The sequence below is a fragment of the Exiguobacterium qingdaonense genome (assembly GCF_018617855.1).
Classification (GTDB): Bacteria; Bacillota; Bacilli; order Exiguobacteriales; family Exiguobacteriaceae; genus Exiguobacterium; species Exiguobacterium qingdaonense.
Window position 1 is genome coordinate 552819 of sequence record NZ_JACSKY010000001.1, and the last position, 14312, is coordinate 567130.

Annotated in this window: 19 protein-coding genes and 1 other annotated feature; of the genes, 1 reads left to right on the forward strand and 18 read right to left on the reverse strand. The window is 50.3% G+C overall.

The features are described 5' to 3' along the window. Positions 1-26: 26 nt before the first annotated feature. The 11 genes from rpmA to KNP00_RS02840 all read right to left on the reverse strand — a co-directional run bounded on the left by rpmA (position 27) and on the right by KNP00_RS02840 (position 7347). On the reverse strand, positions 27-308 hold the full coding sequence (gene rpmA / locus KNP00_RS02790) for a 50S ribosomal protein L27 (RefSeq protein ID WP_215142010.1): 282 nt from the start codon (positions 306-308) through the stop codon (positions 27-29). Positions 309-320: 12 nt separating this feature from the next. Further along, positions 321-656: a ribosomal-processing cysteine protease Prp gene (locus KNP00_RS02795; protein ID WP_015881154.1), complete on the reverse strand. Its 336-nt coding sequence runs from the start codon at positions 654-656 to the stop codon at positions 321-323. 3 nt (positions 657-659) lie between these two features. Beyond that, positions 660-968 carry a 50S ribosomal protein L21 gene (gene rplU / locus KNP00_RS02800; RefSeq protein WP_015881153.1) on the reverse strand — a complete coding sequence of 103 codons (309 nt, stop codon included), beginning with the start codon at positions 966-968 and terminating at the stop codon, positions 660-662. 15 nt (positions 969-983) lie between these two features. Beyond that, positions 984-1055, reverse strand: a sequence feature (ribosomal protein L21 leader region). A gap of 55 nt (positions 1056-1110) precedes the next feature. Further along, a complete protein-coding gene (locus tag KNP00_RS02805; protein ID WP_215142012.1) occupies positions 1111-2436 on the reverse strand; it encodes a ribonuclease E/G in 1326 nt (441 codons plus the stop codon). A gap of 43 nt (positions 2437-2479) precedes the next feature. Next, on the reverse strand, positions 2480-3337 hold the full coding sequence (minD, locus tag KNP00_RS02810; protein ID WP_215142014.1) for a septum site-determining protein MinD: 858 nt from the start codon (positions 3335-3337) through the stop codon (positions 2480-2482). 5 nt (positions 3338-3342) lie between these two features. After that, on the reverse strand, positions 3343-4011 hold the full coding sequence (locus tag KNP00_RS02815; RefSeq protein ID WP_240542659.1) for a septum site-determining protein MinC: 669 nt from the start codon (positions 4009-4011) through the stop codon (positions 3343-3345). A 5-nt stretch (positions 4012-4016) separates the two neighbouring features. Then, positions 4017-4511, reverse strand: a complete 495-nt coding sequence (gene mreD, locus KNP00_RS02820) for a rod shape-determining protein MreD (RefSeq protein WP_215142284.1) — start codon at positions 4509-4511, stop codon at positions 4017-4019. 1 nt (position 4512) lies between these two features. After that, positions 4513-5403 carry a rod shape-determining protein MreC gene (gene mreC / locus KNP00_RS02825; RefSeq protein ID WP_215142018.1) on the reverse strand — a complete coding sequence of 297 codons (891 nt, stop codon included), beginning with the start codon at positions 5401-5403 and terminating at the stop codon, positions 4513-4515. 13 nt (positions 5404-5416) lie between these two features. Continuing rightward, positions 5417-6454 carry a rod shape-determining protein gene (locus KNP00_RS02830; RefSeq protein ID WP_215142020.1) on the reverse strand — a complete coding sequence of 346 codons (1038 nt, stop codon included), beginning with the start codon at positions 6452-6454 and terminating at the stop codon, positions 5417-5419. Positions 6455-6651: 197 nt separating this feature from the next. After that, positions 6652-7092, reverse strand: coding sequence for a hypothetical protein (locus KNP00_RS02835; RefSeq protein ID WP_215142022.1), 441 nt, complete (start codon positions 7090-7092; stop codon positions 6652-6654). Between the two features lie 57 nt (positions 7093-7149). After that, complete coding sequence (locus tag KNP00_RS02840; protein ID WP_215142024.1) at positions 7150-7347, reverse strand: hypothetical protein; 198 nt, start codon at positions 7345-7347, stop codon at positions 7150-7152. A gap of 218 nt (positions 7348-7565) precedes the next feature. Here KNP00_RS02840 and KNP00_RS02845 point away from each other — a divergent pair, with 218 nt between their 5' ends. After that, on the forward strand, positions 7566-7883 hold the full coding sequence (locus KNP00_RS02845; protein ID WP_215142026.1) for a hypothetical protein: 318 nt from the start codon (positions 7566-7568) through the stop codon (positions 7881-7883). A 96-nt stretch (positions 7884-7979) separates the two neighbouring features. On the opposite strand, the gene radC is transcribed toward KNP00_RS02845, so the two are convergent. From radC to KNP00_RS02880, 7 genes are all read right to left on the reverse strand, one after another. After that, complete coding sequence (radC, locus tag KNP00_RS02850) at positions 7980-8609, reverse strand: RadC family protein (protein ID WP_015881143.1); 630 nt, start codon at positions 8607-8609, stop codon at positions 7980-7982. A 20-nt stretch (positions 8610-8629) separates the two neighbouring features. Next, positions 8630-9214 carry a Maf family protein gene (locus KNP00_RS02855; RefSeq protein ID WP_215142028.1) on the reverse strand — a complete coding sequence of 195 codons (585 nt, stop codon included), beginning with the start codon at positions 9212-9214 and terminating at the stop codon, positions 8630-8632. A gap of 140 nt (positions 9215-9354) precedes the next feature. After that, positions 9355-10062 (reverse strand): hypothetical protein, encoded by a 708-nt coding sequence (locus KNP00_RS02860; RefSeq protein ID WP_215142031.1) that lies wholly within the window; start codon positions 10060-10062, stop codon positions 9355-9357. Then, positions 10059-11627, reverse strand: coding sequence for a pilus assembly protein PilM (pilM, locus tag KNP00_RS02865; RefSeq protein WP_215142033.1), 1569 nt, complete (start codon positions 11625-11627; stop codon positions 10059-10061). Before pilM ends, KNP00_RS02860 begins: the two co-directional genes overlap by 4 nt. Positions 11628-11639: 12 nt before the next feature. Beyond that, complete coding sequence (locus KNP00_RS02870; RefSeq protein ID WP_215142035.1) at positions 11640-12392, reverse strand: prepilin peptidase; 753 nt, start codon at positions 12390-12392, stop codon at positions 11640-11642. Positions 12393-12476: 84 nt separating this feature from the next. Next, the gene (locus KNP00_RS02875; protein ID WP_215142037.1) at positions 12477-12953 is read right to left on the reverse strand and encodes a prepilin-type N-terminal cleavage/methylation domain-containing protein; all 477 of its coding nucleotides are present in this window, start codon (positions 12951-12953) and stop codon (positions 12477-12479) included. A gap of 141 nt (positions 12954-13094) precedes the next feature. After that, the gene (locus KNP00_RS02880) at positions 13095-14312 is read right to left on the reverse strand and encodes a type II secretion system F family protein (protein ID WP_215142039.1); all 1218 of its coding nucleotides are present in this window, start codon (positions 14310-14312) and stop codon (positions 13095-13097) included.

The window sequence follows — 14312 nt, forward strand, 5'->3', positions numbered from 1 at the left end:
GGCTAGAGTCTTCTGCGTCGTTCAACTTACGCGACTGGGTAAACGCTCACTTGTTTCTTGTCGCGACCAAGACGCTCATAGCGTACTACGCCGTCAACTTTCGCAAACAAAGTGTCGTCGCCACCACGGCCAACGTTTTCACCTGGGTGAATCTTTGTACCGCGTTGGCGGTAAAGGATTGATCCAGCTGAAACTGATTGTCCGTCAGCGCGTTTTGCACCGAGACGTTTCGAAATTGAGTCACGACCGTTTTTAGTCGAACCAACTCCCTTTTTCGAAGCGAAGAACTGAAGGTTCAATTGTAACATGAGGTCCACCTCCTATTGTTCAATTTGGATATATTCACCGTAACTTTGGGCGATCGTGTCTAACTGCACGAGCATCCCTTCTAATAACAGTTGGGTGCGTTCCATATCCTGCGGTGATAAGTCAGGATATGTCTCGACATAAAAGTAACCACCCTCTGTTTGATCTGCCATTTCTACAAGAAGCGATTGACCCGCAAGCGTTTCGACGGCGTTATAGGCACCAAATATGATGGCTGAAACACCGGCGCACACCAAGTCAGAACCAGGTTCTGCAAAGTTGGCATGACCAGTCACTTCGACGGAGCGAATCGACTTCGCCTCGTCTCGTCTTACCTTGACCCGAATCATAGCTTACGCTTCGATTTTCTCGATGCGAACTTTCGTGTAAGGCTGACGGTGACCTTGCTTACGACGGTAGTTTTTCTTAGCTTTCATTTTGAAGACAGTGATCTTCTTAGCGCGGCCGTGTTTTACAACAGTACCGACAACTTTAGCGCCTTCTACGAGTGGAGCGCCGACTTTAACATCGTCACCACCAACGAAAAGGACCTCACCGAATTCTACAGTACCTTCGACATCGGCATCGAGTTTTTCGATGTAGATCTCTTGACCTGCTTCAACTTTGATTTGCTTACCACCAGTTTTGATGATTGCGTACATATACGTGCACCTCCTTGTTAAACTCAGACTCGCCATCCTGGGCAGGGCAACGCCTTTAAAACCCGTTCTGTGCGGTTGTAGCCATTTGGGTGCTTCCAAACGAACTAACGTTATAGATAATACCACTCTCGATTATTCATTGTCAACGGCGAGATAAGAAATTTTGACATTCCGTGGACGTTCCGTAAAAGAGGAACTCCGGCTCCCCTTCGACGAGGTACACCTCGATGTCAAATCCGTTCCAGGACGTATCATGCCACTTCTTCGGGAGAGAGAGTACGACCGCCTCATACTGCCCGTTCAAATCGAGGAGTGCCCGTTCAAACTGTGAGAAGATGGCCAATTTCGATGGTTTGCCGGCATGTGTCATCCGGTCTTGAATCGAGCGCCCGGTCCGCTCTCGCGACAACTCGAACAACCCCATCCGTGTGAATCCGTGCACTTCGACACGCCGGAGATCACGCGCACCGAGTTCTTTCATTTTTTTAAGGAGACGGGTCTGTCCTTCTTTTGAACCTCGTAAGAAATCGATGACGATCATGCCACCGATATTCCGCAGGCGCAACTGTTCCATAATCGTATAGAGGGCCGCTTCATTGATCGTGTCGGCCGCGCGCCCTTTATCTTTGACGGCAACGTTTTTCCCGCTGTTCACATCGATGACCGTCATCGTTTCCACCTGTTCAATCAGGACGAATGCCCCGCCATCTAACCAGACGGCACGACTCTCAAGTTTTTCAATCGCTCCGTCGAGTCGTTTCGACTCAGGCATCCTCCCTTTCCCGATATGACGTTTTACGGGGACGTCCAATCGTTCGAGTCGCATCTGTCCCTCTTTATCGTTCAGAAGGACCGATTCGACCGCATGACGCCTTACGAAGTGTTCACACAACAACTCGTCTTGTCCGTAACGTTGACCGAGCACGGTTTTTGAACGGTCACGGAGCAGGTCGAGTTCTTCCTGTAGCGCATTCGGTGCCACTTGTCCGGCTTCCGTCCGAAACAGGACCCCTTCCTCTTCTGATAGTTCAAACGCTTTCGAGAGGCGGTCCTGCGTGACGAGGTCGAGCTTTCGACTGAATAGTTTTCGACGACCGAACGGGAAGTAGACAAGGTATCTTCCCCCGAATCGGATATTCTCTGTCACTTTATGATGCTTACCGTTGATGCCTTCCTTCGTCACTTGGACGAGTCGTTTTTCCCCGACGACGGCAGCCTGTCCGATTGCCGGTACCTTTGGATACGAGGCGAGCGCACGGAGTGTCTCTGCGATCGGCAGGAAAAATGTCGTTTCTCCATTCGTCAAAAAAGCCGCCCCAAGTGACGGATGGATCCGTTCGATTGCAGCCTCGATGATCGTGCCGACCGACAGCTGGTCGACGAACCGTTCTTCGACTTCGAGTAATCGTTCTCCATCCACGAGCATCGCTCGTTCGATGGACGGGGTTCGTTCATAGATTAACTTCACCTGAACCGCTCCTTTCGACAGAAAAAGGCAACTCCCGTTGCCTTTACGCTTTTTTCATTCCAAATTTCATCATGAGTCGTGCCCAGAAGCCGACCGGTGCCGCATCCGTCTGAATCGACATGAGCGGGACCGACTCACCGAGAAGTCGGCGCGTGATGTTTCGGTACGCCTGTCCGGCATAGTTGTCCGGGTTCATCGTGACCGGCACTCCCCGGTTCGCAGCCGAGATGACTTCCTCATCGTCGACGACGACCCCGAGTAGGTCGATTGAAAGGATGCGCATGATGTCATCGATGTCGAGCATATCGCCCGATTCGACGAGGTGATTTTTCACCCGGTTGACAATCAGTTTAGGTGCCTCGATGTGCTCCGCTTGTTCGAGCATGCCGATGATGCGGTCCGCGTCTTGAACGGCCGCCTTTTCAGGTGTCGTGACGACGATGGCTTCATCCGCACCGGCAATCGCGTTCATGAACCCTTGTTCGATGCCGGCCGGGCAGTCAATCAAGACGAAATCATATTCCGTCTTCAACTGATCGACAATCTCCTTCACTTGTTCGGGATTGACCGATGTCTTATCTTTTGACTGTGCTGCCGGGAGTAGGTACATCTCCTCGAACCGTTTGTCACGAACGAGTGCCTGGTTCAACTTACACTGTCCCGTAATGACATCGACGAGGTTATAAATGCTCCGGTTGTCGAGACCGAGAATGATATCGAGATTACGCAATCCGATATCCGTATCGACGAGACAGACCGAGTGACCAGACAAGGCGAGCCCCGTCCCGATGTTTGCGGTCGTCGTCGTCTTGCCGACGCCCCCTTTTCCTGATGTCACGACGATGGCTCTGCCGTTTTTCACTTCTTTTTCTGTATGTACAGGCTCCACTACTTGCTCCATTCCACTCACCCTCTCTGTAATTCCATTGCATATGCGTCTTTCAGACCAGTCATGACGTGACGGAGACGTGTCATCTCAATCCCATCACTCGTCTGATACGCACAACCCATCTCAATCTCAGGAAGTTCTCCTTCATCGTCTGACGCGAGAACGTGTTCACCGATTGCTAAAAACTTCGGATGGAGCAGGCTCGCGGTGATCACCGCCTCCTCCCATCCTTCGACACCCGCACGCACATTCCCTCGTATCGTACCCAAACAATAAATACTTCCTGTCGCCCGGACTTCCGACCCGGGATTGATGTCCCCGATCACGAGCACCGAACCGTCAAACGTCAGGACCTGCCCACTCCGGATCGTCCCACTGTGATAGTGGAACGTCTTTCTGCCGTACGTCGCTTTCGCCTCTTCCGTCAACATGACATCGCTCGACAAGTCCTCGATATAAAAAACGCCATGACGAGCGACGACCTCACGAATTTGACGTGACAGTTCCTCGTCGATATAACGAGTCCCAGCGTGCAACTTCAAGGCAATTTTACCGGACGGCGGCTCCATTTCTTGTAATGTCGCTTCAAAGTCCGTTAGCACCTCGTCGATGCCACTCTTCGGATTGAAGTGAATGGCAATTCCGTTGCGATGTCCTTTAATCGTAATGTGTCGTTTACGCTCCATCATGGCTACCCTCTTTTCACAACAGGTCGTGTCGTCACATACCGCGTCATCGGATAATAAAGAATCACGATGGTGATCGCATTGACGAGCATCGTCCCTGGAATCTGTTCGACCAAAAGTGTTTGAATCGTCATCAACGTCCCACCAATCGCCGCCATGACCCCATAAATCGCAAAGGTGAATACGAGAATCATAAACGTGAATGTGATGGTGACGGAGAAGAAGTTCTCACCTATATATTTTAACACGAAGCTGGCTAAGAGAGGAATGAGTGAAAAAGTAAATACGTAAATTCCAATCAGGTCGGTATAGACGATGTCATACAGCAACCCAAATACAAGACCGAACCCGAGCGCCGTCTCCCACCGACCGTACAGACTGACGAACATCAGCCCGATTAGCGTCAACAGAAGATACGGCGTCGCATGATGCCATGAGAAAATCGATGCCCATGTTCCTTCAATAAGAAAAAGGAGGAACAGGGCGATGAACACTTTCATGTTACTCACCCGCTGCTCCTCCTTCCTCGGGACCCGTCAGAAACGGTTCGTCTAGTGTCCGATCAATCACATACATTTGTGAGAACTCATTGAAGTCCGCTTCCGGTTTAATCCGGGCGACTTGCGAGACGCCATACTCGTCCGTCTCGATCGATTCGATCGTTCCGATGACGAGCCCGGCCGGATAACGTCCACCGAGTCCGGACGTCGATACGATTTCTCCTTCTTTCAGTTTGACGCTATTCGATACTTTCGTGAAGAACAGTTCGTTCGTCTCAGTGTCGAATCCGTCAATCGTGCCGTACGTCGCTTTCCCTTCCGCATCTTTGACGACAGCCGAGACGTTGTTCGTCCGGTTGTTGTCGCTGAGCAGTTGCACTTGCGACGTATAGGCACTCGTCTGGATGACACGACCGACCATACCGCTCGCCGCAGTCACAGCCATGCCCTTCTCAACGCCGCGCTCTGAACCGACGTTGATTGTGACGTAGCGTTGCCAATCGTTCGGTGTCCGACCGATGACTTCCGCGGGAATGACATCGAAGTCTCGTAACGACTCGTCTTTTGCTTCGACCATCTTTCGAAGCTCCTCATTCTCACGACGCAAGTCATCCGCTTCAACCGATACCTCGGCGTACTTCGTCAAATGTTCTTTCAGCTGGCGGTTCTCTTCGTAGATGTCGCGGACGTCTGAGATGGAAGAGACTGTCGAGTCCATCCATCCGATTGGTACCGCGAACACTCGCTGGAACGTGCCGACCACATCACGCGTGACGTCTTGGTACCAGGCTGATTCCGATCGTCCTCGAATCGAAACCCCTAAAATGACGAAAAACAAGATCAGTACAATTAGCGTGATGATGAGCTTTTTATTACGTACGAATCGGCTCATCGTGTCTCACCTCTCATCGACGTGACGAGATGCCTGATTTCGAACGGAGGACGTCCATCATTTCAAGAGATTTTCCAGTACCGACCGCCACGCAGTCGAGTGGTTCATCCGCAACGAGTGTCGGGATGTGTGTCTCGTCTGAGATCACGTCGTCCAAGTTTTTAAGGAGCGCGCCGCCGCCAGTCAAGACGATCCCGCGGTCCATGACGTCAGCCGCAAGTTCTGGAGGTGTCTGCTCAAGCGTTTGCTTGACCCCTGCCAAAATCGCTTCGACCGTATCCGAAAGAGCTTCACATACTTCGGTTGACGTCACTTCGATTTGTTTTGGCAGTCCTGTCACGAGGTCGCGACCACGGATTTCCATCTTCTCCGCTTCGTTCGATGCGTCGATGCGCGCCGAACCGACTTCCATTTTGAGCGTCTCGGCCGTACGTTCCCCAATCATGAGGTTGTACTTGTTCTTGATGTAACGAATAATGGCATCGTCCATCTCGTCACCACCGACACGAATCGATTGGCTCGTCACGATGCCGCCGAGTGAGATCACTGCGACTTCGGTCGTTCCGCCACCGATATCGACGACCATCGAGCCAGTCGGTTCCCAAACCGGGAGACCTGCACCGATTGCTGCCGCGAACGGTTCTTCGATTGTATACGCTTCACGAGCGCCCGCTTGTTTCGCAGCGTCTTCCACGGCACGTTTCTCAACAGACGTGATACCGCTCGGGACACAAATCATGACGTTCGTCTTCGATGCGAACAAACCACTTTTTGATTTTTGTGCTTGTTCCATGAAGTATTTGATCATCGTCGCTGTCGTTTCAAAATCAGCGATGACGCCGTCTTTCATCGGACGACGTGCAGAGACGTTACCCGGGGTACGTCCAATCATATCCTTGGCCTGATTCCCAACGGCCTCAATTCTACCTGTATCTGTGCGGAACGCCACGACGGACGGTTCACGTACAACGATTCCTTGACCTTTTACATAAACGAGCGTATTAGCCGTTCCAAGGTCGATTCCGATCTCTCGGTTAAAACTACGAAACATAGGTGTTGCTCCTCTCTTCGTTACACTATTTTTTATTATAACGGAAAAATCATGTTTGAAAACGTTCATTCGATTACAGGTTATTTACAATAACCGCATCTCAGTCCTGTCTCACCGTCTATTAGTTTGCCTTCTTTCCGGCAAAAAGGCAAATCAAAAAAGCAGACGCAAGTATGCGCCTGCCTAAGAGAGAACGGTTACAAACCCGGTTGGAGAGGAATGAGTAACATCGCGCCAAAAAAGAAGACCGAAAAGATTAGAATCGGTCGAAAGAACCGGGACGGCTTCAAACGTGTCGCTCCCGCCAAAAAGCTCGATGTCGTCATGACGAATATGTAGATTCCGACGTACATGAGGAGAAGTCGAACAAGTACGGTCCACATGCCGAGTTGGTCGATTTCGCTCAAGGAGAACGCGATCAGACTAAGGTAGGCGATGAGCGACAGAACCCCTATGCCGACGCCGACGAGCGGTGAGACGCGGTCGAGCCAATGATCCTGGTTGAACCGCATAAATAGCGCTGTGCTCACAAATAGAAAAAGCATGAACACAACGATAGAGAAGATAGTCGGTTCTAGATGTATGTAACTCACAAAAAGCGATAATCCGACCATCAGAATCCAAATTATTTTTTCCATATAAGCACCTCATTTGATTTTAAATCAACATCCATATTTGATTAAAGAAAACTATCTTTATTCAGACAATTCATTCGAATGTTGTGATGACTCTTCTTCTCCGGAATAAATCATCCACAAACTCAAGATCAAACAAATCAATCCGCCCAGACCAGTCGTGATCAAGGACAATTGCTCACTGAAAAAGGATTTACTAACTGCTAAGAAAAGAAGAAATCCCCATCCGATCACATTCCATATCGTGATTCGCGACATTCGGTAACCTCCTATGTACAAACTTATGCATCATTATTTCTATGCTCTTCAAATTCTACACTTCCATTCATTGTTTTCCAACTATATCCAAAATTTAATGAGGTTATACGCATTATCCAAAATCAGTACAATTGAATAGTGAAGGAAGATGACTTGTTTTTAGTTTAAAGGAATCGCTAATAATGATGATCAACACTTTTTACAAAGGAGGATTTATAGTGAAAAAGAGAATTTACACGACTTTAACTATATTTGTCATCATAATCATTGGAGGGTGGTTCCTCTATATTGATTCGAAGAAGGAACAGTTAGAAGAAATGGTGTACGAACATTTAGTGGAAGATAAGCAAGTCCCTAAAAATGAAATCATGAGTGTTACCGCGTTTAATGCAAACCTTCCAAAGGATAAAAATTACTTAGTAAGTGTCAAATTAATGAATGACCCTAACACCTATTATTACTACCGAGTATCGAACGGCTCCATAGCTCTAGAATCTTACACGGACGAGAACAGAGAAGAACATGTATCACCTTAGTCCATCAGAGTTTTTCTATTCATTGTATTCTAGACTTCTATGAAAATGTGAATAAAATCCAAAAAAGCAGACATCATGATGTCTGCTCCCCACTCCTCACCCATTCATATATCCCCGCTGCTTCATGCTGACGTAATGGTCTTCCCCGATGATGACGTGGTCGAGACAGGCGATGCCGACGATATTGCCCGCCTCGACCAACCGTTCGGACACCTCGATGTCTTCCCGACTCGGCGTCGCGTCCCCGCTCGGATGATTGTGCACGGCGATAAAGCACGCCGCCGACAGTTTGAGCGCCTCGCGGAACACATCGCGCGGGTGCACGATCGACGAGTTGAGCCCACCGACGAAGAGCGTCTTCCGGGCGATGAGTTGGTTTTTTGTATTGAGATACAGACAGACGAAATGTTCCTGATTCAACAGTCTCAACTCATCCCGCAACAACTCATACGCATCTTGCGGCGACCGAATCGTCGGCATGCTCGCTTTCGGTTCCTCGACGTATCGAATCCCGATCGTGAACGCGGCGAGGAGTTGCTCCGCTTTCTTCTTCGTCATCCCTTCGATTTTGCACAAGTCATGGACGGACGCTTGCGACAATGCCCGTAACGTCGGGTACACGTCTGAGATGCGACGTGCCGTCTCCATCGGGTCAGGTCCTCTTCCCCCGATTTGAAGCAGTCTGGCGATGGCGGTCTCTACACTACGGTCAAGCACCATGGTCATTTCTTCACCTACTTTCAAGTTCACAGGAAGCGAGGTGTCACCCCATGCCGGTCGAGCGTCTTGACGAGCGGATGAATCGGTAACCCGACGACGTTATAAAAGTCCCCTTCAATCCCTTCGACAAAGAGACCGCCCGACCCTTGGATACCGTACGCACCGGCCTTATCATACGGTTCAGCCGAATCCAAATAATCCGCTAGCCAGGTTTCGGGAATCTCGGCGAACGTCACATGCGTCGTCGTGACGAACAAGTCTTGCGTCGCACCGATCACACTCACGCCGGTGAGCACTTCATGGGTTGAGCCGGACAACTTCTCAAGCATCCGTTTCGCGTCCTCTCGGTCCGTCGGTTTCTCTAAGATGACCCCGTTCAAGACGACGACTGTATCCGCACCGATGACGATGGCATCGCGATGATTCCTTGCCACATCCATCGCCTTCTCACGGGCGAGACGGGCGACGTAATCGCTCGGGGACTCCACGCCATCCGTTCCTTCCGTCACGCTCGACGGGATGATCTCGTGTTCGATTCCTGCTTTCGCCAATAGCTCGGTACGTCGTGGTGACATCGACGCGAGAATGACACGCTTCTGTGTTGGTTTCATTGTATCGACTCCTTCTCTGCTTCTAAAACGGGGTTCCTTCCCGTTTCTTTCTTCTCTGTTGATTGTAGGCAACGTGCCTCTTGAACACAATCATCCGTGGCGAAAAAAACGTCCCCTCAATTGTGAAGGGACGTGTCGACTCACGGTGTCGTGTAGTCATATACCGGGATATCCTTTTGTTCGAACGCCGGTTCCGGGATGTAGCGATCCGGAACGAGCTGGTCGAGGTCCGGACGATAGAAGGCATCGAGCTCGACAGTAAATTCGAGCGACTGTGCTTCTTCGACCGTGTTCGGTCCCGTCTCGGCGGGCCCGGTGAATTGGACCGTCCGTAATACGTGAATCCGGTTCATGGATTCGATGGATTCTAAGAACGAGACGAGCGCATCATACGTCTCGGCCTGAAGGTTCACCGTCGAGCGAACCGTCGAGGCATTGACGGGCGCGACGTCCATCGGCTCAGCCGGTTCGTTCGTCTCACTCACATCAGCCGGATTGAACGGTTCGACCGTTTCAGGCACTTCCGACTCGGCCACCACGCCGTCCGCGAATGCGATACTCGTCACATTGACGTCTGACAATAAGCTCGCCTGCGACAATGCCTCGACGACCGTATCGAGCGCAGGCGCGGTCGGGACGCGCGTCTGAAGCGTCTGTGAGTCCGCCACGTCAACGACTTTCCCTTCTTGACGCAACAGCTCTAGTTTCGTCCGTTCGAGTGAGAGGTCGCGTTCAAGCACTTCGACTTCCCCTTGTTTCATGAAATAGGTGTACCCAAAATATGCAGGCGTGATGATTGCCACGAGAAGACAAATCGCAAAGAACGCATAGACTGTCGAGCGTTTCATTTACTCACCACCTCCTGGTCCGTTTCTTCTTCATCCGTCAACTCTTCCTCCACGTCCTGGAACATAAACGTGAACTCACCGATGTAACGTGGGAGCGGGTCTTCTTCAAGTGAGTTTTCCTCCTCATCATTGACATCGCCTTTCAGTTCCGTCGTCACACCGAGGAGTTTGACGTCTAGGAATCGTTCATCATTCATGAGCGAGCGCTGGAATGCATTCAAATCCTCTAACGTCTCAAACTGGGTACGGACGCTCATGATGGAGCCATCCGCATAGTTATACGTCAAGACGTAGCCCGTCGGAGGCAATTGTTCCGTCAATGCCCGCAGTGCAGGCACCGCATCTTTTTCCATATCGTCTAGCGCCGTCACCGTCTGGTCAAGCGAGAGCACTTGTTGTGCTTTCGAGTTCACTTGCTCCGATTGATAAATCTCGACAAGTTGAAGTTCTTCTTCAATTCGCGCCTGATCCGACTCTAGTTGATCGACCTCATAGTACAAGTATCCGGCGGCTCCCCCACCGATAAGAAGGGCGACAAGACCCGTCACGATCGGCCAACGAAGCGTCACATCCGTCGAATTGATGAAGTTCGTATCCTGTTCACGCTGAAGTGTCGCCATACCGAGGAGCGGAATCATCTGGTGCGATAATGGTGTCGCATGGGCGATGGCGAGCGGCTGCTCGACACGTGTCACCGAGACGAGTGACTCGGACTGAATCATCCGGACGAGGTCGTCCGTCTCAGGAACGGTGCCGGAAACGTATAGTTCGTCGATGGCCCGGCCATCCGTCCGTAGCGAATATCGATAAAAGTCGAGGAAGCGGGCAAGTTCGTTCAGCCAGTCATCCAACTGATTCGCCTTCATCTCACTTGTTCCATTATATGTATACGTCACGACCCCATCTTTTGTCTCGACTTGATACGGTGTGTCTAGCTCAATGGAGCGAATGAATCGAATCTGCCCTTCTTCGAGTACGAGCAATTGATGCGAGAAGGGAGTGACGTGCCAAAGAAGCGTTGACTGGAGCGGGTCGATTTCGGACAAGCGCATGACACCGTTCGCAACCGCTACCGAGCGAGGCGTGATCTTCTTCAGTGCGAGACCACGTTTTTTCATATATGACCGTAGCGACTTCGTCAGTTCAATCGAGACGGCGTGTAGCATGACGTCCGTTTTGACACCGTCTTCTCCTAACACTTCATAATCGAACGACACGTCATCGAACGGCAAAATGATGGAGCCTCCGATTTCCATAAACAAATAACCACGAATCTCATCCTTCGGAATCGAAGAAGGGATCTCGACTTTCCGTGACAACACCTCGGTCTCGTCCAACGCGACCGCACATGTCATCCCGCGACGAACTTTTAGTTTGCGACACAGTTCATCGAAAGCGAGGCTGAACGAGGACTCATCCACAATCTTCCCTTCGCCATATGCCCCTTTCGCCAACTGAACCGATGCGCTTCGTTTGAACACACCTTGTTTGATGACGGCCCCATGGATGCTAAGTGCATCAAATGAAAAATAGACGCCCGTCCCTTTCTCTATCCCACGACTCATGATCGTCTCCCCCTACATCAACTCATAATACCAATCAAAAAAGCTATCACTAAACCAAAACGTCAACATCGTCCCGAGTGCGATCGATGGCACGAACGGAATCGGTTGTTTTCGACCAATCTTCTTCGTCACAATCAAGCCGATTCCGACAACTGCCCCAATCAAACTCGACAGGAACAAGGCGACGAGCACGTCGCGCGGACCGAGAACGAGACCGATCATAGTAAACAATTTGACGTCCCCCGCCCCAAGTCCCCCTTTCGACAAGAAAAAAACAGTCGCCAAGAGCGAAAATCCGAGTAGCGCACCGCCGAGCGGCATCCACCACTGCGCCCCGGCTACATACGCTAGGACGAGTAGAACCGGGGCAATGAAGCGCAAGATGACGTTCGGCACGAGCATCGTCGATAAGTCAGACATCGCTAGTGCCAAGAGCGTCGACAAGAAAGTGAACGCCAGAAGTGTCGTCACACTAAATCCGTAGAGTGAAAAGCTATAGCCATATCCGATGGCTCCAAGTAATTCAAAAATCGGATACGTCGGCGCGATCCGCTCGCCACACCCTCGGCATCTGCCCCGAAGCGCAAGATAACCAAAAATCGGGATGAGCTCCCACGGTGACAACTCGTGACCGCAAGACGGACAATGAGACCGCGGCGTCACAATCGATTGGTGGCGTGGCACGCGGAGCCCGACGACGTTCGTGAACGACGTGATGACCGCCCCGAGGACGATACTATATAATAAACCGACCCATTCAACCAATGGAGAATCCTCCTTTGTCAGTATATGCCAAAAATAGAAAACCGGCTAGGCTGAGCGAGTGCCCAGCGCCAGCCGGAATAAATATTATTCAGTAGACTTTTCTTTAATAGAATCTTTATCCAACGAACTTTCAGCAATAGGTGTTGTTTGACCAATAGCTTTATCACCGACAAGCTGAACTTCATAAGTGTATTTATTTCCACTTGGCTTAATGATTACATTTGCTTTTGAATAATCCGTACCAAACGGATCTTTTAAGTTATCAACATAACTTGAACCATCAGCTTCACCTGAAGCAGCAGTTCCTACAAACTTCATTGTTGTATTTGCATCTACAGGATTCGAAGCAGTATACAACTTCGCCGCACTGACCATCTGCTTCGCATCAGCAACCATTGCATCCTTTTTCGAGTTCTCAATAATCCCACCAATCGCAACGACCGCGATGGCTGCGATAATCCCCAAAATAACGACGACGACGAGCAACTCGACGAGTGTGAGTCCGCGCTCATCTTTTAACTGTTTGGCATCTTGCCAAATCATCTTCAACTTTTCTACCATGATTCATTCTCCCCTTTTTTGTAATGTACTTCGACTAAACTGTATGAATTACTTTAGACCTAAATAGAAGTAGAACAATTTTACTATACCTTCTAGATATAGTATTGAAAAGGTATATTTCTGAAAACCTTCATATTTTTTCTACTGATTCTGAATATCGCCATAGATTTGGAACATCGGGACGACGATGGAAATGACGATGACCCCGACGATACTCGCCAATACGACGATGAGAAGCGGCTCGATGATCGACTTCAGCCGATCTGTCGTCGTCTCGACTTCCGTCTCGTAAAATTCAGCGACCTCATTTAACATCGAGTCCAAATCTCCACTCTCTTCCCCGACGGCAATCATCTGTGTCATGAGTGCCGGGAAGTTCGAGTTGCGCATGAGTGGCTCATGGAGTGGTACCCCTTGTGCCATCATCTCGCGTGCCTCCGTCAACCCTTTTCGGATGACGCGGTTTGAGACGATTCGCTCGGTAATTTCAATCGCCGTCAAAATCGGGACCGCCGCTTGTAAGAGGACGGCTAGACTTCGAGTCAATAGCGCGATTTGAGATTTCATCACAATCGTCCCGAAAATCGGCATCTTGAGCAATAGTCTGTCGATGACGAATCGCTCACGGTCCCGCTTCAGCATCCAAGTGAAGACAAGTATCCCTAAAACGGCTAACGCCAGCAACAACCACCAAAAGGCGGCGATGAAATCGGAGACCGCGACGACGATTCTCGTGATGAGCGGGAGCTCCCCGCCGAGTTGACCGAAAATGCTCGCGAAGGTCGGGACGACGTTTACCATCAGAAAGGCGACTACACCGATGGCGACAATCGAGACGACTAGTGGATAGGTGAGCGCGGAAATGACTTTCCGCTTCACATCGTACTGTTTTTGGAGTTGGAGCCCGATTTGGTCGAGCGCCTCCTCCAAGTTTCCGCTCGTCTCTCCGGCAAGTGCCATCGAGCTGAAAAAGTTCGAAAAGACACGTGGGTGCTTTTTGACCGCCTCGGAGAAGGCGACCCCTTCCTTCAAATCATCCTCGACTTGACTAAGTGTTTTCTTCAAGACGTTCGATTCAGTTTGAACTCGCAAAATGGAAGTCGCACGAACGATCGGGACGCCGGCCCGGATGAGTGTTGCGAACTGCCTGACGTACATGATCAAGTGTTCGATTTTCACTCGCTCTGGAAGTAAGTTCACTTCTTTATTTAGACCGGTCGACTCTAATTCGGATAGGTCCGTCACGAGAATCGATTCTTGGCGTAACTTGTCTTTCGCTTCACGAAGCGATACGGCCGTAATGCGGCCTTTCTTGCGTTTACCGTTCAGTAGCTTCCCTTCGTATTGGAAAATCGCCAT